This window comes from Streptomyces sp. NPDC006463 (assembly GCF_042870715.1).
Taxonomy (GTDB): Bacteria; Actinomycetota; Actinomycetes; order Streptomycetales; family Streptomycetaceae; genus Streptomyces.
Map to the genome: position 1 here is coordinate 570,017 of NZ_JBIAHP010000001.1, position 22,656 is coordinate 592,672.

Annotated in this window: 21 protein-coding genes, 1 tRNA gene and 1 pseudogene; 12 read left to right on the forward strand and 11 right to left on the reverse strand. The window is 72.9% G+C overall.

All coding sequences use genetic code 11. The features are described from left to right. Positions 1 to 69 precede the first annotated feature (69 nt). Positions 70 to 963, reverse strand: coding sequence for a hypothetical protein (locus ACFYOB_RS02760; protein ID WP_388553482.1), 894 nt, complete (start codon positions 961 to 963; stop codon positions 70 to 72). A gap of 104 nt (positions 964 to 1,067) precedes the next feature. Between ACFYOB_RS02760 and ACFYOB_RS02765 the strand changes: the two genes are divergently transcribed. After that, entirely contained in the window at positions 1,068 to 2,687 is a 1,620-nt protein-coding gene (locus ACFYOB_RS02765) for a N,N-dimethylformamidase beta subunit family domain-containing protein (protein WP_388553483.1), read from the forward strand. A 16-nt stretch (positions 2,688 to 2,703) separates the two neighbouring features. Here the strand turns inward: ACFYOB_RS02765 and ACFYOB_RS02770 are convergent. Next, positions 2,704 to 2,826, reverse strand: a pseudogene (locus ACFYOB_RS02770) (IS5/IS1182 family transposase); the annotation flags it as partial. A 122-nt stretch (positions 2,827 to 2,948) separates the two neighbouring features. Then, positions 2,949 to 4,058 (reverse strand): FAD-dependent oxidoreductase, encoded by a 1,110-nt coding sequence (locus tag ACFYOB_RS02775; protein ID WP_388553485.1) that lies wholly within the window; start codon positions 4,056 to 4,058, stop codon positions 2,949 to 2,951. A 70-nt stretch (positions 4,059 to 4,128) separates the two neighbouring features. Between ACFYOB_RS02775 and ACFYOB_RS02780 the strand changes: the two genes are divergently transcribed. Next, a complete protein-coding gene (locus tag ACFYOB_RS02780; protein WP_388553488.1) occupies positions 4,129 to 4,809 on the forward strand; it encodes a TetR/AcrR family transcriptional regulator in 681 nt (226 codons plus the stop codon). A 24-nt stretch (positions 4,810 to 4,833) separates the two neighbouring features. Here ACFYOB_RS02780 and ACFYOB_RS02785 read toward each other — a convergent pair whose 3' ends face one another. Beyond that, positions 4,834 to 5,115, reverse strand: a complete 282-nt coding sequence (locus tag ACFYOB_RS02785; protein ID WP_388553491.1) for a hypothetical protein — start codon at positions 5,113 to 5,115, stop codon at positions 4,834 to 4,836. 224 nt (positions 5,116 to 5,339) lie between these two features. Here ACFYOB_RS02785 and ACFYOB_RS02790 point away from each other — a divergent pair, with 224 nt between their 5' ends. The 3 genes from ACFYOB_RS02790 to ACFYOB_RS02800 all read left to right on the forward strand — a co-directional run bounded on the left by ACFYOB_RS02790 (position 5,340) and on the right by ACFYOB_RS02800 (position 6,911). Further along, positions 5,340 to 5,738, forward strand: coding sequence for a VOC family protein (locus ACFYOB_RS02790; protein WP_388553493.1), 399 nt, complete (start codon positions 5,340 to 5,342; stop codon positions 5,736 to 5,738). A 134-nt stretch (positions 5,739 to 5,872) separates the two neighbouring features. After that, positions 5,873 to 6,538, forward strand: a complete 666-nt coding sequence (locus tag ACFYOB_RS02795; protein ID WP_388553495.1) for an HAD family hydrolase — start codon at positions 5,873 to 5,875, stop codon at positions 6,536 to 6,538. A gap of 151 nt (positions 6,539 to 6,689) precedes the next feature. Then, positions 6,690 to 6,911 (forward strand): hypothetical protein, encoded by a 222-nt coding sequence (locus tag ACFYOB_RS02800; RefSeq protein ID WP_388553498.1) that lies wholly within the window; start codon positions 6,690 to 6,692, stop codon positions 6,909 to 6,911. Positions 6,912 to 7,134: 223 nt separating this feature from the next. On the opposite strand, the gene ACFYOB_RS02805 is transcribed toward ACFYOB_RS02800, so the two are convergent. Then, positions 7,135 to 7,758 carry a DUF4352 domain-containing protein gene (locus tag ACFYOB_RS02805; RefSeq protein ID WP_388553500.1) on the reverse strand — a complete coding sequence of 208 codons (624 nt, stop codon included), beginning with the start codon at positions 7,756 to 7,758 and terminating at the stop codon, positions 7,135 to 7,137. Positions 7,759 to 8,309: 551 nt separating this feature from the next. Next, positions 8,310 to 8,386, reverse strand: a tRNA-Trp gene (locus ACFYOB_RS02810). 216 nt (positions 8,387 to 8,602) lie between these two features. Between ACFYOB_RS02810 and ACFYOB_RS02815 the strand changes: the two genes are divergently transcribed. From ACFYOB_RS02815 to ACFYOB_RS02825, 3 genes are all read left to right on the forward strand, one after another. Then, positions 8,603 to 9,946 carry a glycoside hydrolase family 18 protein gene (locus tag ACFYOB_RS02815; RefSeq protein WP_388553503.1) on the forward strand — a complete coding sequence of 448 codons (1,344 nt, stop codon included), beginning with the start codon at positions 8,603 to 8,605 and terminating at the stop codon, positions 9,944 to 9,946. Between the two features lie 87 nt (positions 9,947 to 10,033). After that, positions 10,034 to 11,227, forward strand: a complete 1,194-nt coding sequence (locus ACFYOB_RS02820) for a serpin family protein (protein ID WP_388553505.1) — start codon at positions 10,034 to 10,036, stop codon at positions 11,225 to 11,227. Beyond that, complete coding sequence (locus ACFYOB_RS02825) at positions 11,224 to 12,108, forward strand: aldo/keto reductase (RefSeq protein ID WP_388553507.1); 885 nt, start codon at positions 11,224 to 11,226, stop codon at positions 12,106 to 12,108. Before ACFYOB_RS02820 ends, ACFYOB_RS02825 begins: the two co-directional genes overlap by 4 nt. On the opposite strand, the gene ACFYOB_RS02830 is transcribed toward ACFYOB_RS02825, so the two are convergent. Both ACFYOB_RS02830 and ACFYOB_RS02835 read right to left on the reverse strand, forming a co-directional pair. Beyond that, on the reverse strand, positions 12,071 to 13,066 hold the full coding sequence (locus ACFYOB_RS02830; RefSeq protein ID WP_388553510.1) for a PfkB family carbohydrate kinase: 996 nt from the start codon (positions 13,064 to 13,066) through the stop codon (positions 12,071 to 12,073). The genes ACFYOB_RS02825 and ACFYOB_RS02830 overlap by 38 nt on opposite strands. Continuing rightward, on the reverse strand, positions 13,063 to 13,725 hold the full coding sequence (locus tag ACFYOB_RS02835) for a bifunctional 4-hydroxy-2-oxoglutarate aldolase/2-dehydro-3-deoxy-phosphogluconate aldolase (protein WP_388553513.1): 663 nt from the start codon (positions 13,723 to 13,725) through the stop codon (positions 13,063 to 13,065). Before ACFYOB_RS02835 ends, ACFYOB_RS02830 begins: the two co-directional genes overlap by 4 nt. A gap of 87 nt (positions 13,726 to 13,812) precedes the next feature. Here ACFYOB_RS02835 and ACFYOB_RS02840 point away from each other — a divergent pair, with 87 nt between their 5' ends. Continuing rightward, positions 13,813 to 14,622 (forward strand): IclR family transcriptional regulator, encoded by an 810-nt coding sequence (locus ACFYOB_RS02840; RefSeq protein WP_388553516.1) that lies wholly within the window; start codon positions 13,813 to 13,815, stop codon positions 14,620 to 14,622. A 28-nt stretch (positions 14,623 to 14,650) separates the two neighbouring features. On the opposite strand, the gene ACFYOB_RS02845 is transcribed toward ACFYOB_RS02840, so the two are convergent. Then, positions 14,651 to 15,556: a hypothetical protein gene (locus tag ACFYOB_RS02845; protein WP_388554031.1), complete on the reverse strand. Its 906-nt coding sequence runs from the start codon at positions 15,554 to 15,556 to the stop codon at positions 14,651 to 14,653. Positions 15,557 to 15,758: 202 nt separating this feature from the next. On the opposite strand from ACFYOB_RS02845, the gene ACFYOB_RS02850 reads away from it, so the two are divergent. Continuing rightward, positions 15,759 to 16,400 (forward strand): MerR family transcriptional regulator, encoded by a 642-nt coding sequence (locus ACFYOB_RS02850; protein WP_388553519.1) that lies wholly within the window; start codon positions 15,759 to 15,761, stop codon positions 16,398 to 16,400. Between the two features lie 79 nt (positions 16,401 to 16,479). Beyond that, positions 16,480 to 18,099, forward strand: coding sequence for a sigma-70 family RNA polymerase sigma factor (locus ACFYOB_RS02855; RefSeq protein WP_388553522.1), 1,620 nt, complete (start codon positions 16,480 to 16,482; stop codon positions 18,097 to 18,099). A 41-nt stretch (positions 18,100 to 18,140) separates the two neighbouring features. On the opposite strand, the gene ACFYOB_RS02860 is transcribed toward ACFYOB_RS02855, so the two are convergent. Then, the gene (locus ACFYOB_RS02860) at positions 18,141 to 18,995 is read right to left on the reverse strand and encodes an RNA polymerase sigma-70 factor (RefSeq protein WP_388553524.1); all 855 of its coding nucleotides are present in this window, start codon (positions 18,993 to 18,995) and stop codon (positions 18,141 to 18,143) included. Positions 18,996 to 19,038: 43 nt separating this feature from the next. Next, positions 19,039 to 19,947 carry an NAD-dependent epimerase/dehydratase family protein gene (locus tag ACFYOB_RS02865; protein ID WP_388553526.1) on the reverse strand — a complete coding sequence of 303 codons (909 nt, stop codon included), beginning with the start codon at positions 19,945 to 19,947 and terminating at the stop codon, positions 19,039 to 19,041. Between the two features lie 176 nt (positions 19,948 to 20,123). Here ACFYOB_RS02865 and ACFYOB_RS02870 point away from each other — a divergent pair, with 176 nt between their 5' ends. After that, complete coding sequence (locus ACFYOB_RS02870) at positions 20,124 to 22,529, forward strand: Helicase associated domain protein (RefSeq protein ID WP_388553529.1); 2,406 nt, start codon at positions 20,124 to 20,126, stop codon at positions 22,527 to 22,529. Positions 22,530 to 22,656 lie beyond the last annotated feature (127 nt).

A 22,656-nucleotide genomic window follows, 5' to 3' on the forward strand; every position in this document is an offset into this window, starting at 1 on the left:
CGACCCGATCGTTCCGATCGGACGCGCCGTGATCGACCGCTACCGCGAGCACGTCGAGTGAGGGTCGGTTCAGCCCTCGTAGTCGTACTTCATCCCGATGCCCAGGGTGCCCTGGGCCGGGAGGAGTCCGGAGCCGACGATGTCGAGGACCGGCGGGAGGAGCAGTTCGGCGAGCCGCGCCACTTCCTGCGGGGTCAGCGCGGACCACGGGGCGGCGGCGAGTTCGTCGGTGAGCTTCTCCACGGCGGTGCGCAGCGCCAGACCCGCGGCGGTGGCCGTACCGTCCTCGGTCAGCAGGCCCTCCGCGGCGAGGCGGTCGCGGGCGGCACTCCACCGGCTCGTGGACCACTCGCGGTTCGCGAACGCCTCGGCGGGAGCGGCTCCCGCGCCGGAATGCAGGACCAGGGACTCGACCGGGTCGAGGTGGTGGGCCTGAAGGGCGGCGATGTGGCCGTCGCCGCGGTGCTCGCGCAGGATCGTGGCGGCGTGCCAGAGCACGGCGTGCGGCGTCCCGGGCCAGGGCAGCGCCGCGTTGGCGGCGGCCAGCGGGCGTCCTGCGGTGTCGGCGGCCTCGGCGGCGCGGCGGGCCAGGAGCGCCGCCTCGGCCAGGTCCGGGGAGACGGTGCGCTCGCCCAGCAGCGAGCGCAGGGCGCGGTCGGTGGCGGCGGCGCGGGCCGCGAGGACCCGGGCCGGCGGGGCGAGCTGCCAGGAGCGGGCGACGTAACGACGGACCATGCTCGGGTTGAAGCTGTAGAAGAGGGCGTGGACGAGCTCCGCGTCGACCGGGCCGAGCGGGGCGGCCCTGAAGGCGAAGTACACGGGCCACCGCTCGTCCGTGGCATAGCCGAGGCCCGCGGCCTCCTCGTAGCTCTCGGGAGCGAAGTAGACGAGGGCGTGGACGGGTTCCAGTAGCTGCCACAGCTGCCGGACCGTGCCCAGACCGTGTGCGCCGCCGTACCTCATGTCACTTGCCTCCAGGATCAGTTGATGCCGGGCCCGGCAGGTGGGCCAGCATAGGTCACGGGCCGGTGGGGGTCATGGCCGAAGGGTGACATAACGTGCCCTCCATGGATCAGGAGCACATAGCCGGGGATGGCGAAGGCGCGGGCAGGCGGCGGTTCCTCGCGATCGCGACCGGTGCGGCCACGGCGGCCGGGCTCGGGGCCGTGGCCGGCTGCGCGAGCGGCGCCGGCGGCGCCGACGGGCAGGGCGGGGACCCGTCCGCCGGGACCCTGCCGCCGTCGGGGAAGCCGTCGACGGCAGGGCCCGGCGTCTTCGACGTTAAGGCCGAGAACGCCCGGCCCGGCCACGCCGACTGGCCGGTGACCAAGGCCGGAGCGGCCCGGGCCATCGAGGGCTTCGCGGACCGGGTCAGCGTCCTGCCCGGCGAGTCCTTCGGGCTGTACGTGTCCACCACCGCGCCCCGGTTCACCGTCTCCGCCTACCGGATGGGCTGGTACGGCGGAGCCCGGGCCCGGCTGGTGTGGCGTTCGCAGGCCCTGCCGGGCGTGCGGCAGCCCGAGCACACGGTGGACTCAGGGACGCGGACGGTCCGCACCCGGTGGGCCCGTACCACCACGGTCGACACCACGGACTGGCCCGAGGGCTGCTACCTGCTGCGGCTCGACGCGCAGGGCGGCGAGGGCCAGCGCTTCGTGCCGCTCACCGTCCGGTCGGCGACGACGGCAGGCCGTACCGTCGTGGTCAACGCGGTGGCGACCTGGCAGGCCTACAACCGGTGGGGCGGCTACGGCAGCTATGACGGACCCAGCGGCGGCTACGCGGCGCGCTCCCTCGCGGTGACCTTCGACCGGCCGTACGACTACGACGACGGCGCGGGCCTGTTCCTGGTGTACGAGGCCCCGCTGATCGCGCTCGCCGAGCGGCTCGGCATACCCCTGGCCTACACGACGACCACCGACGTGGCCCGGGAGAAGCGGCTGCTGGAGGGTGCCGCGGCGGTGCTGTCGCTCGGGCACGACGAGTACTGGTCGCCCGAGCAGCGGACCCACATCACGGCAGCCCGCGACGCCGGCACGAACATCGCCGTCCTGGGCGCGAACTGCTGCTTCCGCCGGATCCGGCTGGAGGCATCGGAGCTGGGCCCGGACCGCACGCTGGTCTGCTACAAGTCCTCCTACGAGCAGGACCCCGGATTCAAACGGGGCCACCCGGCGACCGTGGACTTCCGCTCGGCGCCCGGTGCGGACCCGGAGAGCTCGCTGCTCGGCGTCATCTACGACGGCTACCCGGTGGACGCCCCGTACGTGGTGACGAACCCGGGCCACTGGCTCTTCGAGGGCACCGGCGCCAAGGCGGGCGACCGCTTCGAGCACCTGGTGGGGGTGGAGTACGACAAGGTGAACACCGCGTTCCCGACGCCCCGGCCGATCGAGATCCTGGCCCACTCCCCCGTGGTGTGCGAGGGTCGGCCAAGCCATCAGGACACGGCGTACTACACGGTGCAGAGCGGTGCGGGGGTCTTCGCGACGGGCACGATGCGGTGGGTGGAGGCCCTGGATGCGACGGGCGACGGGCGCGGCGGCTCGAACCACGGCCTGGACGCGCGCTGCGGTGCGCTGACGACCCGGGTGACGGAGAACCTGCTACGGGTGTTCGCGGCGGGCCCGGCCGGCCGGACGCACCCGGCTCAGGACAACGTCAAGGCGGTGTACGGGGGTTCGTGAGGCCCGGGCGGCGGGCTCCGGCCGTCGTACCGTCGACGCCCACGAGGGGCAGCCCTGCCACGTCCGACAGGACGTGCATCTCGGAACCCGGCTTGCCCCGGTCCACGGGGCCCGGACCTGTGAGTTCGCCCCCCTTTTTTTTGCAGCCCTGATGTGATGTGGGGTCTCAATTTTCGCGGCACAATCTCAGCTCCGATGGCACATCGCTGGCACTTATGCCGTCTTCGTGAGACCGATTTCCTGGTCGCATTTTGGTCACCTTCAGCCAGGTTGGAAGAATGCGAGCATTTTCCGGGCGGCGTCGGGCGACGTCAGCAATGCGTGCATGTCCGCGGACATCCGGGCGGCAGCGCTGGTGCGTTCGAACATCTCGCGTTCGTACTCGCTGACGGCGGCGGGAAAGTCGTCCGGGCGCGCGGCCAGCGCGAGACCGAGCAGGGCACCGTCGAGCAGCGCCATGTTGGCGCCCTCTCCCACCGGCGGCATCAGGTGCGCGGCATCGCCGAGTAGCGTGACATCTGGCGTCGACGGCCAGGTCAGGCCGACCGGGAGAGTGGTGATCGACCGCGGCACGACCGTGTCGTCGCAGGCCGCGATCAACGCGGTGAACCGCGAGTCCCAGCCGGGAAGCAGGTCGATCAGCCGCGCCCGGGCGGCGGCAGGGTCGTCGAACGGGATCCCGCTGGTGGCGAACCAGTCCTCGGCGGTGTTGTAGAAGCTGAGGCCGATGCGAACGCGGCCGTCCCCGTTGCGCTGCGCCGCCAGGGATAGTCCGTTGCCGAGCACCCAGTAGGTGCCGCGCCCGACCATCTCCGCGAGGGCGGGGTGCGTGCGGTCGATATCGGGAATGCCGACCTCGACGACGTTCTGGCCGATATGCGCCGGGCGGGCGTCGGTGAGCAGCGCGCGGACCCGGGACTGCGCGCCGTCCGCGCCGACCAGCAGGTCATACGTCGCACTGCTGCCGTCGGCGAACTGCAGCAGGCCGTTGTCGGCGGATTTGAACGCGTGCCCCCAGCGCACCACGTCTTCGGGAAGGGAATCCAGCAGCAGGTTGCGCAGATCGGCGCGGTCGACCTCGGGTCGCTCAAGCGGGGCGTCGTCGGGCGTGTCCTCCTGGAGCAGCAGGGTGCCATCCGGCTCGAGAAGGCGCATGTCCTGGCCTTCGCCACGGGCAATCGTGTGGAACTGGTCGATCAGACCGGCCTCGCGCAGCGCCCGCTGACCGGAGTGGATGTCGAGCATGCCGCCCTGACCGCGCGCACCGCGTGACGATTCACGTTCATACACGACGGCGTCGATGCCGTTCACGTGCAGCACCCGGGCAAGGGCCAAGCCACCCAAGCCGGCTCCGACAATGGCGATGGTCATGGTTGCCCCTCCTAGATACGCCGTACTGGTCGATACACTGTATCGACCGGGGCGGTGTATTGTCAGGGGCATGTTGGTGTGGGAGAGGCCAGAGCCGCCGAATCGACCCGTGCCGGCCCCGTTGAGCCGGGAACGGATCGTGCGAGCGGCGATCCAGCTGGCCGACGCGGACGGCCTGGATGCGGTGTCGCTGCGCAAGGTCGCCACCGAGCTGGACGTCCGTCCGATGCGGTTGTACGGCTACATCGCCAGCAAGGAGGAGTTGCTAGACCTGATGGTCGACGCCGCCCACGCCGAGATCCGGCCGGTCGGAGACGGCTGGCGGGAGGTGCTCCGGTCTCTCGCCGAAGCCACTCGGCACGCCGCACACGAACACGAATGGCTCGCCGATCTACTGGGCGGCCGACCCCAGCTCGGGCCGCACGCGCTGGCCAGCGGGGAGACCGTGGTGGCCGCACTGGGCGACGTCGACGTGGACGCCATCATGCCGGTGGTCGCCGCAGTCAACGCGTACGTGATCGGCGCCGTGCGTCGGGAGATCGCCGAGCGGCGTGCCGAGCGGGCCACCGGGATGGACGAGAAGCGCTGGCAGGCGTCACTCGGGCCCTATCTGGAGCGGACCTTCGCCACTGGCCGATTCACCGCGCTGGCCACGGTGGTGCGCGATGCCGCCCACCTGGACGCCGACCACACCTTCCGGATCGGCCTCGACTTCCTGCTCGACGGCATCGAAGCCCGCATCGCAAAGTGACGCGCGGCAGAAGGACCGGACCGCCTACCGGTGGGCATGGCGAGGCCCCGACGTGCGGTCGGGTTCTGCGAGGTCCTTGAATCGAGGGCGGGCGGGGACGGCAAGTCGGCCGGCAGGGCGGGCCAGTGCGGCCAGGCAGTCGAAGGCGGCCGCGAGCTCCTGCCGCCAGGGCCTGGTCGCCGCTGTCCGAAGGTGGAGGCGGCGGCCGCCCCGGGTGATCCGGGCGGCGACGTGCAGGAGCCGGTAGCGGAGTTCCTTGGGGTCGCCAGCCGCAGGTTCGCCGTCCCGCTGGAGGACGCCCGACACGGTGGAGTACGAGCTCGTCAGTCCGGTTGCGTCAGTGAGATCAGTCAGTAGCCGTGCCCCGGCGTGACCGACCACCCCCGAACCGTCAGCGGATCCCGGCCAACAACCGGTCTCACGCCACATGAAACGGTGAGGTTAGGATCGTGAGCGCGGCATCGCGTGTCGGTCACCGGCTGGGTGAGGCATGGAGGTGACCGCGACGTGCCTTTCGGAGGCATTCACTCATGTCAGTCGCACTGAACCACACGATCATCCACTCCCGTGACAACCGGGAGTCCGCCGAATTCCTTGCGCACATCCTCGGCCTCGAGATCGGGACCGAGTGGGGTCCCTTCATTCCCGTGGAGACGGCCAACGGCGTCACCCTGGACTTCGCGACCATCCCGGCCGGGTCCATCACCGTGCAGCACTACGCGTTCCTCCTCTCCGAGGAGGAGTTCGACGTGGCCTTCGGGAAGATCCAGGCGGCGGGGGTCGCCTACTTCGCCGACCCGCACGGCAAGCACCCCGGCGAGATCAACCACAACGACGGGGGCCGCGGCGTGTACTTCACGGACCCGGCGGGCCACGGGATGGAGATCATCACCCGCCCGTACGGATACCAGGAGGACGGCGCCGCGTAGAGCGTCCTCTCGCCCCCGCGGCCGGTCGGCCGCGGGGGCGGTCGGCCGCGGGGGCGGTCGGCCGCGGGGGCGGTCGGCCGCGGGGGCGGGTAGCCGTAACCGGGCCGGAGCCACCACGCCGTAGGCTCGCCCGCATGATTCGCACTGTCGTGCTCGACGTCGGCGAGACCCTCACCAAGGACGACCGCTACTGGGCCGCCTGGGCCGACTGGCTCGACGTCCCCCGCCACACGGTGTCCGCCCTGGTCGGGGCCGCGGTCGTAGACGGCCGCGACGACGCCGACGCCCTTCGCCTCCTGAAACCCGGCATCGACGTCGGCGCCGAATACCGGGCCCGCGAGGCAGCCGGCCGCGGCGAGCGACTCGACGAGACCGACCTGTACGACGACGTCCGCCCCGCACTCACCGCTCTGCGGGCGGCCGGGGTCCGCGTCGTCATCGCGGGCAACCGGTCCCGCACGACGGGGGATCTCCTGCGCGCCCTCGACCTGCCTGCCGACCTGATCGTCACCTCCGGCGAGTGGGGCGTCGCCAAGCCCAGCCTCGACTTCTTCCATCGGGTCACCGGCGTCTCCGGCGCACCCGCGCATCAGACGCTGTACGTCGGCGACCACCCGCAGGACGACATCTTCCCCGCCGCCGAGGCCGGCCTGCTCACCGCACACCTGCGCCGCGGCCCTTGGGGCCACTGGTGGGCGGACGACGAGACCGTCCAGCGGGTCGCCGACTACTCCGTCGACTCGCTCCTCGACCTGCCCAGCCTCGTCAACCCGTCCTGGGGAAGGCCCGGTCCGGGCTGACCGGCCCCGTGACATGTGACCGCAGACGGCCTCCTTCTGGCCATCGCGTACTTGGAACGGCACCGGGACACACGTGGCCCGGCGTTATGCGCTGCCTGGCCAGGTGAGACGGCTCCGACTGTCACACTGGGCACCCTACGAGAGGGAGCCCGTGGAAGACACCGTCCGCCTTACCGTCACCGGCACCGTACAGGGGCAGCTGTGCCACGTCTCCATGCCGTATCCGCGCCGCTGCTGGGACGACGTAACCGACGAAGACCGCGAGCAACTCCGACTGATCGCGCGGTGGCGGTTCAGCGGATGGGCCCGCGAGGAGTACGGCGTCACGCTGCCTGAACGCGTGGTCGACAGCCTTCCCGTGAAAGCCAACTGACGCCTGTCGGCGCCGAGTGCCACACTGAGCGGGGCCCTTCGTAGTTCAGTGGCAGAGCAATCGGCGATCGCCTGGGCGACGGACGGCGGTCGCGGGTCCGAGTCCCGCTGAAGCGACTTGGGTCGGCGATCAAGTCCCCGTCCCTGGGCGGGGACTTCTTCATGCCACTGGCGCCAACTGCTAGGCGGGCAAGGGTGTACACAGTCAGGTGGGCTGAGATGGGCTAGGACACCTCGGCGCGGACGGTGTCGCCGATCAGACCGTCTGTGTACGTGACCGACTTCGGCGTGAACGCGCCCTTCCCGGTGATCACGCCGGTGATGTTCTCGCCCGGCGCCAGCTCGACGGTGTCGATCTGGTTCTCGTCGGCGGCGAGTTCGGCGACGTGCTTGGTGCCGTTGGTGTCGGTGATCGTGAAGTACAGCGGGTTGACATCGATCGGCTTCGACGAGTTGTTCGTGACTGTGACGGACACGCTCGTGTAGTCGCTGCCCTGCGCAAGAATGCTCTTCTCGAACTCCGCCTTCTTCGCGACGACTGCCACTGCGGCCTTCTTCTCCGGCTTCGCCGACGGCGCGGCCTCCGGGGCGTTCGCCGGTGCCGACGATACGCCGGCCGGCGCCTTGGGGTCCTTCGTCGCCGTGTCGGCGTTCTCGCCCCCGGAGAGCGCCCCGACGATGACGAGGAGCACGACGAAGCCGAGGATGGAAAGCCCGACGATCTTCCCGGTGTTGGACTTCCTCGGCGCGGGCGGCGGGGGCGGGTAGCCGTATCCCGTCTGGCCCGGCGGCGGGTAGCCGTATCCGGGCTGCTGCGGTTGGCCGGGCGACGGGAACTGGTTGGACATGAAACCCCCACGGGAACTGGTGCGAACCTGGTCACCGTATGAGGGTCTGGGGGTGAGGGGGCGGCTGTTCCCAAACCGTGATAATCGAAGATTCAACCAGCGGAGACGCGGGAATCAGGGATCCGGAACTCCCTTTGCCACATGTCTACCGCGCCACCGGCCTGCGGGTCTACGGTTCAGCCACCGGACCAGGCCGGGCCGGCGCCCCTCCCGAACCTCCCCACGGGAGGGTCGTCGCGCGTGCGGCTACGGCGAGGGAAGCCGACTGCCGATCCGGTGCAGTACGTCGCCGACCGTCCGCCACGCCTCCTCGTCGGCGCTGACGGCCAGCTGCCTGAGGAGCGCCATCACGGCGGTCACTTCGGAGCTTCGGAGCGGGCGGGCGAACCTGGCCTTTACCTGGTTCCCGTAGGAGCCATTCAGGGGACGACCCGCCCAGCACACCGCCAGCAGACTCCAACCAGAGGCCGGCGGATGCTTCCTGACATGACAACGCCCAGCTGGGAGAAGGCCTCTCAACTGGGCGTTTACGGCAGAGCCGCTGTACTGCATGGCAGGGGCGGCAGGATTCGAACCTGCGGCCTTCGGTTTTGGAGACCGGCGCTCTGACCAGCTGAGCTACACCCCTTCGGCGAGACCAACGATGACACGGCTCGGGCCGAAGATCCACCAAATTCTTCGATCAATCGGGTGGAAAATCCTCGGCCCTCGACGTGACCCCGGTCCGGGTGGCCGACCCCGCACGCCCGACCACACCCTTGACCCACCCTGGTCCAGACCAATAGTTTCCGGCTTGCACCGCGCACGCGCTCACGCCCCACTCCCGCATCCGTAAAGGAAGCCCATGCGCCGCAGCATGCTCGGCAGGCTGGCCGTCGCCGCCTGCTCCCTCTCCCTGCTGACCGCCTTCGCGCCCACCGCCACCGCCGGCGCGGACACCGGAGCCGACGCGGCGGGCGGCCACGACCGTTCGTACCGGAAGGTCGGCTACTTCACCCAATGGGGCGTCTACGGACGGGACTTCCAGGTCCAGGACCTTGAGGCGAACGGTTCCGCCGGCAAACTCACGCACATCAACTACGCCTTCGGCAACGTCAGTCCGGAAGGCAAGTGCTTCACCGGGAACGTGCCCGGAGAGGCCGACGCCTGGGCGGACTACGTCCGGCCGCTCGACGCCGAGAACTCGGTCGACGGCGTGGCCGACACCTGGGAGCAGCCGCTCGCCGGCAATTTCAACCAGCTGCGCGAGCTCAAGGCGCGGCACCCCGGCCTCAAGGTACTGATCTCGCTGGGCGGCTGGAGCTGGTCCACGCACTTCTCGGACGCCGCGCTGACCCCCGCCTCCCGCAAGGCCTTCGTCGAGTCCTGCATCGACCTCTACATCAAGGGCAATCTGCCGCAGGACGGCACCCGCGGCGGCGCGGGCGCGGCGGCCGGCCTGTTCGACGGCATCGACCTCGACTGGGAATGGCCCGGCTCGGCCGGTGACGCCGACACGAAGTTCCGGCCCGAGGACAAGCAGAACTTCGCCGCCCTCGTCAAGGAGTTCCGCACGCAGCTCGACGCGTACGCACGGAGCCGGGACAAGGAGTCGGCGTACGAGCTGACGGCCTTCGTCCCGGCCGCCCCCGCCAAGATCGACGCGGGCTTCGACGTCCGCCGGATCATGCGCGACCTCGACTTCGTGACCCTCCAGGGCTACGACTTCCACGTCTCCGGCGAACCCACCACCGCCCAGCAGTCCGCCCTCCGCGCCCGGGGTGACTTCAGCGTGGACGGCACGGTGGAGGCGTGGCGGCGGCGCGGCGCGCCCGCGCACAAGCTGGTTGTGGGCATGCCGTTCTACGGACAGGGCTGGACGGGCGTCAGCGGCGGCGGGGACGGCATGGGGCAGCCCGCCACGGGCCCGGCGCCGGCCACCTGGTCCGCGGGGTACGAGGACTTCAAGGTGCTGAAGAAGCTGGCCGACTCGGGGACCTACGAGGTCTACCGCGACCGGCGTGGCGGGCACGCCTGGCTGTTCGACGGCGCCACCCTCTGGACGTACGACGACCCGCAGGTGCTGCGCGCCAAGACCGGCTACGTCCGCGAACAGGGTCTGGGCGGTGCGATGTTCTGGTCACTGGACGCGGACACCGCCGACGGCGAGCTGATGACGGCCGTCGACCGCGGCCTGCGCGGCCGCTGACCGTTCGCCGACCAGCCACCGACCGGCGCCGCCGGGCCGCGGAAAACCATCCGGCCCGGCGGCGTCCCTCCACGTACCGTCCCCCGCATGAGGAATTCGACGGTACGGGCGGTCAACCGCCTCACGAAGCGCTGGGCCGAGCACGCCGATCCGGCCGGGGGCGGCTCCGGCACGGTCTTCACCGCGGCCGGGGTCTGGCCGCTGCTCGCCCTCCTCGCGGACGGCTCGGCCGGCCCGGCCCGCGCCGAACTGGCGGAGGCGCTCGGCATACCCGCCGAGGACGGGGCCGGGGCCGCACGGGAACTGCTGGCCGCCCTGGCAGGCGTACGGGGCCTCCAGGCGGCGACGGGGCTGTGGACCGCGGCGGAACTCCCGCTGGAGGACGCCTGGTCGGCGCATCTCCCGCCCGGCGCCCGGGGCGTCCTGACCGGCGACGAGGACACCGACCGCCAGGCGTTGGACGCGTGGGCGGCGGACCGTACGGGCAGGCTGATCGGGCGACTGCCGGTGCCCCTGGGCAAGGACGCCCTGCTGGTCCTGGCCTCGGCGCTCGCGCTGGGGCTGCGGTGGCTCCAGCCGTTCGACGAGGACTCCGGCACCCTGCAGCGGGGCCCGTGGGCCGGACGCGACGCGACCGTCCTGTACCGATCCACCAGCCTGCTCGACCGGGTGACAGTGGCCCGGGGGCCGCACGGCGCGGTCACCGTGCTGGAGGTCGTCGGCAGCGGCGGGGTGGACGTACACCTCGTGCTGGGCGAGCCCGACGCGGCCGCCGACGCGGTGCTCGCCACCGGGATCGATGCGCTCACCCGGGCGCTGCCGACCACCGGCGCGAGTCTGCTCCCCGACGGGAACCCCGGCCCCGGCCTGGCCTTGGCCACCGTGCGGGCCGAGACGCCCGAACCCCGGCTGCGCATCGAGACCGTCGCCTTCGAGGTGCGGGCGGAACACAACCTCCTCGACCACGCCGGGCTGTTCGGGCTGGAGACGGCGCGGGACCAGGACCACGGGCACTTCCCGGGCGTCAGCCCGAGGCCGCTGGCGATCGGGGCGGCCGGACAGTCGGCGCTGGCCCGGTTCCACGCGACCGGCTTCGAGGACGCCGCCGTCACCGCACTCGCGGCCTGCCCCGGCGGCGCAGCCATACCGCGCCTGCGCTACCGGGCCCGGCGGGCCGAGGTCCGCTTCGACCGGCCCTTCGGCTTCCTCGCCGTCCACCGGACCTCGCGGCTGGTCCTCGCCGCGGGCTGGGTGGCCGAACCCGCTACGGTCGGCGCATGACTTCAAAGACGATCATCGCGGCCGACGCGGGCACCTGGCAGCTCGGCGACCTGACCGTCAACCGGATCGGCTTCGGCGCGATGCGGCTGACCCATCTCGCCGATGGCTCCCCGAGCGACCGTGAGCGGGTGACCGGCGTGCTGCGCCGCGCCGTCGAGCTCGGCGTGAACCACATCGACACCGCCGCTTTCTACTTCTCCCCGCTGCGCTCCGCCAACGAACTGATCAACCGGGCGCTCGCCCCGTACGCCGACGACCTCGTCATCACGACCAAGGTCGGGCCGGGCCGCGACGCCGCCGGGCAGTGGTGGTGGGCCGAGCCCGGGCAGCTGCGCGGCCAGGTGGAGGAGAACCTGCGCCAGCTGGGCCGGGACCACCTGGACGTGGTCAATCTGCGAGTCCCGCGCCGCGAGACGACCGGGTCGGTCGCCGAGCACTTCGGGGCGCTCGCCGAGCTCCGCACGGCCGGTCTGATCCGGCACCTGGGCATCTCCAACGCCCGGCCCGACCACCTCGCCGAGGCGCAGGCCATCGCTCCTGTGGTCTGCGTGCAGAACCCGTACGGGATCGGGTCGCCGGCGGAGGACCACGCCTTCCTGGAGGCGTGCGGGGAACAGGGCGTCGCCTTCGTACCGTTCTTCGCGATCGCGGGCGCGGGCAAGGAGGCGGGAGTGACCGTCGAGGACGGCCCCGAGGTACGGGCGGTGGCCGAGGCCCACGGGGTGTCGGCGGCCCAGCTGCGCCTGGCGTGGACGCTGAACCGCGGTCCGCACGTCCTGGCCATCCCGGGTACGGGGAACCCGGACCACCTCGTCGAGAACATCGCCGCGGGGTCCGTGCGTTTCACCGCCGAGGAGATCGCGCTGCTCGGCTCCCTGTGATCCTGCGGTGTTCGGCCGCCAGCGCCACCGTCTGCGTGAAGGCGGGGACGCGCCCGGTGCCCCCGCGGCCGGAGACGGAAAGGGAGGCGGCCGCCGTTCCGTAGGCCACCGCGTCCGCGAGGCTGTCGCCGAGGGCGAGCCGGGCGGTGGTGGTGCCGGTGAGGCAGTCCCCGGCCCCGGTCGCGTCGACCGGAGCCGGGTTCACGGGCACGGCCTCGTACCGGGCCCCCGTACCGTCGTCCAGCAGCAGCCGGCCGGCGCCTGCGGTGACCACGACCGTACGGGCGCCGAGCGCGCGGTAGCGGGCGGCGGCGGTGCGCGGGTCGCCGGTGTCCACGAGGGCGAGCGCGTCGGCCGGGCAGGACGTCTTGAGCAGTCCGGTCAACGGGGCGACGGCGGCCAGCAGTTCCCGGGCCCGGTCCCGGCCGGTCAGCCGGGGGCGGAAGTTGGGGTCGTACGAGAGGTGCCCGCCGGCCCCGTGCACGAGGTGCGCGGCGGCCAGCACCGCGTCGTGGGCGGCCGGTGACAGGGCGCCGGTGACGCCGCTGGTGATGAGCGCCGTGGAGGCGGTCAGCAGGTCGCGCCAGGACTCGACGTGCGCGGGCGAGAGGGTGGAGCCGGCGCTCTGTGTGCGCCAGTAGACGAACTCCCGGTCGCCTTCGGTGTCTGCGGAGAGCAGGTAGGCGCCGTTGGGGCGCGGGGCGCGGCGTACGTGGGAGACGTCCACGCCGAGTTCGGCGGCGCGGCGCAGCAGCGGGACGCTGAGCTCGTCCTCGCCGACCACGGCGAGCAGGGCTGTCCGGGCTCCGGCCGCCGCGGCCGCGGCGGCGGCGTTCAGGGCGTCGCCGGAGTAGGAGATGCGGGCCGTGGTGCCGTCGGCGGCCTCACGGAGGGCGGCGCCGGCATGGATCTCGACGAGCACCTCGCCGAGCACGAGGACGTCGTACCCTCCGGTCACCGCGGGTCCCGCGCGGGGGAGCCGGTGCGGGACCCGCAGCACGGACGGGCCAGCTCGGCGAATACGGCGGCCAGTTCGGCCGGGTCGGCCGGCAGGCCGCCGCCGATGCCGACGGCGGCCGCGCCTGCGGCGAGCCAGACGGGGACCTCGCCGGGCCGGATCCCGCCGGTCGGGATGATCAGCCCCTCCGGGAGGACGGCCTTGAGCGAGCGGATGAACCGCGGGCCCCCGACGTGGGCCGGGAACACCTTGGCTGCGCCCCCGGCCCGGACGGCCGCGGCGATCTCGCCGGGGGTGAAGGCGCCCTCGATGAAGACGGCTTCGCGGCGCCCGGCGACCTCGCGGACCTCGGGAGCCGGATGCGGGGAGATCAGGAAACCGGCGCCGGCGTCCAGGGCGGTCTCGGCCTGCGCGGTGGTTGTCACCGTGCCGACGCCGATGAGGGCGGGGCGGCCGTACGCGTCGGCGAGCTGGGCGGTCCGGGTGACGGCTTCGGCCCAGCCGCGGGTGGAGGTGGTCAGCTCGACCGCGCGGCAGCCGGCGGCGAGCAGGGCGGTGGTGCGGCGGACGGCCTCGTCGGCGTCGGCGTCGCGCAGCACCGGCAGCAGGCGCTGGGCGGATATCGCCGCGTACGGGTGGCAGGTCGAGGGACAGGACAAGGGACCCTCCCAATGTTCCACGTAGTGGAACGCAGTATCGTGTACCGGAACCGTGTGGTCTGGACCCTACACAGAGCGGGAGTTGCCGTGTCAACGGAAGAAGCCTCCGCAGAAGGCGCGGTGGAAGCCTCGGAGGGTGCGCGCGGAGGCCGCACCTCCGCCGCCGGATCCGCGCTGGAGAAGTCCCTGCGCATCCTGGAGGCGGTGGCGGCGCCCGGCGGGCCGCACCGGCTCGCCGAGGTGACGGCGGCGGCCGCCGTTCCCAAGTCCAGTACTTTCCGGATCCTCGCGTCACTGGTCGACCTGGGCTTCGTACGCCAGGAGGGCGAGCGCCGGTACGGGGTGGGGCCACGGCTTCGCGGCCTGTCCGCACTGGTCAGCGGCGGGGAGCCGGCGAGCATCGGGCGCGTCCTCGACGAACTGCGCCAGGCGGTCGGTGGACAGACGGTCCATCTGGCCCTGCACAGCGGCGGGAGCATCACCTACATCCGCAAGCTGGAGGGCGAGCAGCCCTTCCGGACGGCCTCCCGCGTCGGCATGCGCATGCCGCTGCACACGACCGCCATCGGCAAGAGCATCCTGGCGCACCTGCCCGCCGAGGAGGTACGGGAGCTCATCGCCGCCACCGGACTGCCACCCCGGACGCCGAAGTCGCTCACCACCGCACAGGCGTTGCACGCGCAGCTGGCGGCCGTCCGCGCCCGGGGCTTCGCGCTGGACGACGAGGAGAACGAGCCCACCATCCGCTGCGTCGGCTCCGCGGTCCTCGGACCGGACGGCCGGCCGATCGGCGGGGTCAGCGTCACCACCGTCACCTTCCTGGTCTCCCGGGAGGAGATCGAGTCGTACGCGCCGATGCTGCGCGCGGCCACGCAGGCGCTGGCTCCGCTGCTGTGAACCGCGGCGGAAGCCCATCCTCCGGCGATCAGCGGCCGACCGGCGGCGCCGCCTCCCGCGCCGCATCGTCCCCGGCGGCCCCGCCGCGCAGGGCGAGGGCCACCCCCACCGCCACGGCGACGGCCAGGCAGGCCACGGCGGTCAGCGTCGCCGTGTCGGGCGAGGTCAGCGCCTGCCCCCGCAGGGCCTGCCAGGTGACCAGGGCCACCAGAGCGGCGTAACCCGCCCCCGCCACCAGGACGAGCCGGGTGCGCACCGCCGCGCGGGCCGCCCAGCCGTACCGCCCGGCCGCGAAGGTCAGGGCGAGCGCCAGCAGCGGCAGCGCCTGGAGGGCGTGCATCCCGACGAAGTGGGCGATCCGCAGGTCGCCGCCGGTGGCGGCCCAGCCGGTGACCGGCAGGTGCGGTCCGCCGTCCGGGACGCCGACGCTGTGTGCGCCGACCGTGTCGGTGATCTGTCCGGCCGACTGGGCCTCGGTGGGCTGGACCATCAGGAAGCCGACGGCGAGTCCGGCGAGCCCGATGAGCGGGCCGAGCCGTACCGCCCAAGCGGTGGCGCGGTCTGCGAGCGGCTGGCGCCACAGCACGACCGCGATCAGCAGGGCGGCCAGCCAGAGCACGGCGATCGTCGCCCCCATCATGGCGAACAGGCCGCCGTCGAGCGGGGTTTCCTGGTTGAAGTGGCTGCGCTTGCCCCGCACCACCTGACCGACGATCACCGCCATCTCGATGACGCTCGCCGCCACGATCACCGTGCCCGCCCACCAGCCGGTCCGCCGGCCGCGCGTGAGCAGTGAGTGCATCCAGGCCAGCGTCAGCGCGTAGAAGGCGAACGAGACCGAGAACTTGAACGGCTTGTGCCAGATCGGGGATCCGACCAGCACGCGGTCGTCCACGATCAGCCCGACCCCCGAGACCAGCGTGAGCACTCCCATGGCCGCCGCGAAGACGAGCAGCGGCCGATGCCATCCTTCGATGTGGTTCCGCACTCTGCACCCCCTAATGGATACTGGAACTATCCGTTATCCGATAGCGCCACTGTCCATAATCCAGCCCGTCCCCGCAAGCCCCCGGGCCGAACGAAAGAGAGAATTCACCTTGCGCATGGGAGAGTTGAGCCGGTCGACCGGTGTTCCGGTGCCCACCATCAAGTTCTATCTCCGCGAAGGCCTGCTGCCCGCCGGCGAGTTGACCAGCCCAAATCAGGCCCACTACGGCGACGAGCACGTCCGGCGGCTGCACTTGATCCGCGCCCTCACCGACGTCGGCGGCCTGCCGCTCGCCTCCGTCGGCAAGGTGGTGGAGGCGGTGGAGGACCGCGGCCGGCCGGTGCACGACCTGCTCGGCGCGGCCGCCAGTACCGTCGACCCCGATGTCGCACCGGACACCGACCCGGTGAACGGCGAACGCGCCCGGGCCCTGGTCGAGGAACTCATCGCGCGGCGCGGCTGGCAGGTCCCGGCGTCCCATCCCGCGGCGCGCGCACTGGCCGCCACCGCGGCCTCGCTGCTGGCGGTCGGGCACGGGGACTATCTGGACGACCTCGACGAGTTCGCGGCCGCCGCCGAGCGGATCGCCGGCGCCGACCTGTCCTTCGTCGCGCGCGGGAGGAGCACGGAGGACATGGTGGAGCGGGTGGTGGTGGGCACCGTACTGGGGGATGCCATGCTGGCGGCGTTGCGCCGACTGGCCCAGAGCGACTCCTCGGCCAGGCGCTACCCGCTGCCTTCCGCTCCGGACCGGGAGGCGGCGGAAACTTCTTCGGACAAGAATTCCTGATAAGTGTTATCGAGGCCCCTCTCGACGGTCTCCCAGGCATTGGGCATCATCGACCGCCGGTACGGACAGGGAACATCACATGAGCACTCAGCACACGGCAGCGCTGGTGGCAGCGGCCCGCGCGGGGGATCCCCGCGCGCAGGACGATCTCGTCAGCACCCATCTGCCGCTCGTCTACAACATCGTCGGGCGGGCCCTTAACGGGTCCTGCGACGTGGACGACGTGGTGCAGGACACGATGCTGCGGGCCCTCGACGGGCTGGGCGGCCTGCGCGCGGACGAGAGCTTCCGGTCCTGGCTGGTGGCGATCGCGATGAACCGCGTACGGGCGCACTGGCAGGCCCGGCAGAGCGGCTACGGCGAGAGCACCCTGGAGGCGGCCGAGGATGTCGCGGACCCGGGGGCCGACTTCGTCGACCTGACGGTCGTACGCCTTCAGCTGGCGGGCCAGCGCCGGGAGACGGCCCGCGCCACGCGCTGGCTGGAGCCCGACGACCGGGCCCTGCTGTCGCTGTGGTGGCTGGAGTGCGCCGGGGAACTGACCCGGGACGAGGTGGCCGCCGCGCTGGAACTGACCCCGCAGCACACCGCCGTACGGGTGCAGCGGATGAAGGCGCAGCTGGAATCGGCCCGTGTGGTGGAACGGGCCCTGGGCGCCCAGCCGGTGTGCGAGGAGCTGCGGGCGCTCGCGGCGGGCTGGGACGGACGGCCCTCGGCACTGTGGCGCAAGCGAATAGCCCGGCACGCGCGGGAATGCGTACGGTGCTCCGGCCTGTGGAGCGGACTGGTCCCGGCGGAGGGGCTGCTGGCCGGTCTGGCCCTCGTCCCCGTCTCGGCGGCCCTGCTGGCAGGGGTGCGCTCGGCCGTGACGGCCGACTTCGCCCCCGCGGGCTCCGCTTCCCCCGACGGCGCCGGGGCCGACTTCGCCGACACGGCGGCCCACCTGGGCATGGACGCGACGACGGCGGGCGGCGGCCGGGGCGCGCTGCGCCGGCGCAAGCAGAGCCGGCGCCGGGTGATCGGCGGCGCGGTGCTCGCCGCCTGCGTCGCGGGCGGCGGGCTGGTGTACCTCGGCACGCTCCCCGGTTCCGGCGGTGAGAAGGCGGGGGACACCGCTCCCCCGGCCCCGCTGGCCGCCCTCTCGGCGACCGAGTCCCCCCTCCCCTCGCAGTCGCCCTCGCCCTCGGCGTCCCCCTCGCCGTCCGCCTCCCCGTCGCCGTCTGCCTCCGCCTCGCCGAGCCCGTCCGCGAGCCCGACGAAGAGCCGCAGCAGCTCGCCGACCCCGCGGGCCTCGGCGCCCGCACCGGCTCCGGCCCCGCAGGGCGTCGCGGGCCAGGTCGTGGCACTGGTCAACGCCGAGCGGGCGGCGGCCGGCTGCGGCCCGCTGAAGGAGGACCCGCAGTTGCGGGCCGCCGCCCAGGGCCATTCCGACGACATGGCGAGCCGGAACTTCTTCGCGCACACCAACCCCGACGGCGCGGACCCGGGCGCCCGGACGACCTCCGCCGGGTACCGCTGGTCGACGTACGGGGAGAACATCGCGCGGGGCCAGCAGACCCCCCAGTCCGTCATGGACTCCTGGATGAAGAGCCCGGGACACCGCGCGAACATCCTCAACTGCTCCTTCAAGGACATCGGCGTCGGCATCCACCAGGGCTCGGGCGGTCCCTGGTGGACGCAGAACTTCGGAGCGCGCTGAGCCGCCCGCCGACGGGCCCGGCACGCGGGTGCCGGCGCGGTTCAGGGCCGGAGGCCGCGCAGCTTCTCCGGGTTGACGGTGAGGCGCAGCGCGGTGATCCGCCCGTCGGCGGCCTCGAAGGTGAGGGCGCCGACGTTCACGCCGCCGTGCACCAGCAGCAGGCCGGGCTCGCCGTTGATCTCGGCAAGGCGCATCTCGACGCCCCGGACCGCGGGCTTGGCCAGGACGCCGAGGAACCAGCGGGCGACGTGGTCGGGTCCGTACAGCGGGCGGCGGGCGGCCGTGACGACGCCGCCGCCGTCCGACCAGGAGACGATGTCGGGGGCGAGGAGCGTGAGCACCTCGCCCAGGTCCCCGCCCGCGCAGGCCGCGCGGAACTTCTCGGCGATCGCGCGTTGTTCGGCGGCCTCGGCGGTGAAGCGGGGGCGCCGGGCGCGCACGTGCTCGCGGGCCCGGTGCGCGGACTGGCGCACGCTCGCCTCGGACTTGCCGACGACCTCGGCGATCTCCGCGTAGGCGTACCCGAACACCTCGCGGAGCACGAACACCGCGCGCTCGGTCGGGGTCAGCGTCTCCAGCACGACCAGGACCGCCATCGAGACGGTGTCGGCCAGCTCGGCCTCCTCGGCGACGTCGGGCGAGGTGAGGAGGGGCTCCGGGAGCCACGGCCCGACGTACGTCTCGCGGACGGCCTGCGCGGACCTGAGCCTGTTCAGGCTCAGGTTGGTGACGGTGCGCACCAGGTAGGCCTTGGGGTGCTCGACGGCGGACCGGTCGGCGCGGTGCCACGCGAGCCAGGCGTCCTGCACGATGTCCTCGGCGTCGGCGACGCTGCCCAGCATCCGGTAAGCGGTACCGAACAGCAGCCGCCGGTACTCCTCGAAAGTCTCGGTCATGAGCCTCACCGTGGCACCCTCGCGGCGAATCGATCAAGCGGTGTCAGCGCCCGGCGAGCGCGCGCAGCGCCTCGGCGCAGCCGGCGTGGCTCGGCGCCCATCCCAGTTCGGCCCTCGCCTTCGCGTTGGACACCCGCATGCTCGTCATGACCATCCGGTGGGCGTACGGGAAGGGGCGCATCATCCAGGCGGGCACGGTCAGCGGCTTCGGGGCGCCGAACGCCTCGGCGACCGCCCTGACGTGCGCGCCGAATCCGGTCGGGGTGTCGTCGACGATGTTGTACGCCTGCCCCGCGCGGCCGCCTTCGACGGCGAGCGCCACGGCCCGTCCGGCGTCCGCGAGGTCCACCCAGGGCAGCACCCTGCCGCGGTCGGCGACCGCCGGGATCTTCCGCTTGCGCAGCATCTCCACGAGGGCCTCGGTGCCCCCGGCGCCGTAGAAGAGCCCGAAGCGCAGGGCGACGCCCTCGATTCCCTCGGCGCCCAGGACCAGCCGCTCCTTGACGCGCATGCCTTCGAGGTGGCGTTCCACGGCCGCGTCGCCGGCCGGGCCGAACAGGTCTGCGTCCTCGGTGATCACGTGGTCGCCGAAGTCCCGGTAGCCGTATCCGAAGACCATCGACTCGGCGATGACGCGGCGGGCTCCGACGGCGCGGGCGGCCTCCATGAGGTGCCGGGTACCGGTCATCCGCAGGTCGTCGGTCGCGAACATGTCCTTGTGCCTCATCGGCGCGTCGCGCAGGGCGGTGGCCGCGTGCACCACGGTGTCGATCTTGAGGCCGTCGACGGCGCGGAGCAGCTGGTCGCGGTTCATCAGGTCGGCCCGCACGTCGGCCGAGGCGCCGCGGCCGAGGCCGATCACGGTGTGGCCGGTGCGGGTGAGGGCCTCGGCGATGTGGCGCCCCAGGACTCCGCTCGCCCCGGCCAGCAGTACCTTCTTGGTGTCGGTCATGCCCATGGGACACGGCACCCCCGCCGAACGTGACACCCCCTTTCGTGACTGTCGTCACATGACCCGCTCGACATTCGCTGGAGCCATTCCCCGCCTTCTCCGCGCCTTGCATCAAAATGGGGGGCAGGATAGGAGCTGGAGGCAAACCGGCCGATCACAGGGGCGGGGTGACACACATGGCGAGGAAGAACCTCCGCCCGCACCAGCGCGAGGCCGTCGACGCCGTGGTGCGGGCACTGGAGCTGCCCGCCGGGGGCCGGGTGCCCGCGAGCGGTCTGCGCACCCAGGTGATCATGGCCACGGGCTCGGGGAAGTCCCTCGTCGCCGTCCGCTCGGCCGAGGAGCTGCGGGCCGGGCGGGTGCTGGTACTGGTGCCCTCCCTGGATCTGCTGGTGCAGACCGTCGCAGCCTGGCGGGAGGGCGGCCGCAGCGGCCGGTCCCTGGCCGTGTGCTCGCTGCGCGGGGAGGACGCGGGCGTGCCCACGACCACCGATCCGGCCGAACTGGCCCGCTGGGGCGGCCCGTCGGTGGACCGGCTCACGGTGTTCGCCACGTACGCCTCGCTGGGCCTGGGCACTCTCGAACGCGCGCATCTCGCCGGACTCCCGGGCTGGGACCTGATCGTGGTCGACGAGGCGCACCGGACGTCGGGGCGGATCGGCAAACCCTGGGCGGTGGTGCACGACAACGCGCGGATCCCGGCCGTGCGCCGCCTCTACCTGACGGCCACGCCGCGCGTCTGGCAGGACGGCGAGGAGACGCCCGACGAGGGTGAGGGTCCGCGGCGGGGCGGCGAACTCGTGGCGTCCATGGAGGACGATCCACGGGGGCCGTTCGGCGCGCGCTGCTACACGCTGTCCCTGTCCGAGGCCATCGACCGCGGCATCTGCGCCCCGTACCGGGTGGTGTGCGTGGACGTCACCGACCCGCAGTTCCGGGCGGCCGTCCTGCTGGGCAGGGACGGCCGCTCGGACGCGGTGCGCGGGGCGCGGCTGGCGGCGCTGCAGACGGCGCTGGTGAAGGCGGCCGCCCACGAGGGGTTCCGGCGCACGCTCGTCTTCCACCACCTGACCAAGGAGGCGGAGGCCTTCGCGGCCGGGCTCCCGGCGGTGGCCGCCCGGCTGCGGCTCACGAGCCGCCGGCCGCACCCGGTGTACCCCCGTACCGTCTGGGCGGACTGGCTGTGCGGGCAGCACACGGCGGCCCACCGACGGCGGGTGCTGGGCGCGTTCGCGGACGGCCGGGTCGCCGAGAAGGCCTTCCTCGGCAGCGTCCGGGTGCTGGGCGAGGGCGTGGACACCAAGGAGTGCGACTCCGTCTACTGGGCCGACGTACGCGGTTCCATGCCCGATCTGGTGCAGGCGGTCGGGCGGGCGCTGCGGATCCGGCCCGGTGAGGGGAAGGTCGCCTCACTGGTGGTGCCCGTACTGCTGGGACCGGACGAGACGCCGGAGACGATGCTCACCTCGCGGGCGTACGGGGACCTCGCGCGGCTGCTGGAGGCGCTGCGGGCGCACGACTCCCGCCTGGTCGAGTCCCTGGCCCAGCCGCAGACACCGAGCCGGGCTGCCGCCCCGGCGGCGGTGGCCTCCGGTGCGGGGACCGGGGCGCAGGCGCTGCTGAGCTTCTCCACGCCCCGGGATCCGGCGCTGCTGGCCGCCTTCGTCCGGCTGCGGGTGCTGCACCCGGAGCGCGAGCACTGGCGGCGCGGCGTCGAGGCGGCCCGGATCTACGCGGCCACGGCCGGGGACCTGAAGGTGCCCTTCGGCTTCAAGGTGCCGGCGGGCGACGCGGCGTGGCCGCCCGGGCTGGCCCGGTTCCCGCTGGGCCAGTGGATCGCGGACGCGCGCCGCACGTACCGCCGGGGCGCGCTCGGCCGTGAGCGGGTGGCACGGCTCGACGAACTCGGCATGGTGTGGAGCCACTTCGACGTCGCGTTCGAGGAGGGGCTCGCGGTGGCCCGCGCCTGGGCGGCGGAGCACGGCCACCTGCTGCCGCCGGTGGATGCGACGTGGCGCGGCGCCCCGGTCGGGGTATGGGTCAAGAACCAGCGGGCCGCGGCCCGCCGCGAGGGACCGGGGGCCCTGTCCGCGGACCGGCGGGAGGCCCTCGAGGCGATCGACGCGTCCTGGTGTCCCGCCTGGGAGATCTCCTGGCAGCGCGCCTTCCACCTGAACCGGGTCCGTCTGGACGCGGGCGGCGCGCTGCCACTGGTGCCCGGCGAGGTGCTGGTCCAGGGCGAGGACCTGGGCGGGTGGGTCCGTACCCAGCGCCTGAACTGGGAGCGGCTGTCCTGGGCGCAGCGTTGGCTGCTGGAGCACACCCTCGGGATGACCCCGGCGACCGAGGCGGAACGCCCGCCGCCGCGCCGCAGTCACGCCGCCGCGTGGGCGGACCACCTGGAGGCGGCCCGGCTGTTCCACGCCCGCGAAGGGCATCTCAGGGTCCCCCGTACGCACGTGGAGCCGGTCGACGGCCGGCAGCGGCGGCTGGGCTCCTGGATCGCCAACCAGCGCTCCCGCGCCGCCTCGCTCACCCCGGAGCGGGTGAGGGCCCTGAACGCGCTGGACATGCGCTGGTAGGCGGAACGGCCGTCTGACGCCAGGTACTGGTCGGCGGGCGCGCCGGCGCCACGTGGGCGCCGGTCCGCCGAGCATGGCGGCCGCCTCGCCGGAGCGCACCTTCCGGCCGACTCCGCGGCGCGACCGT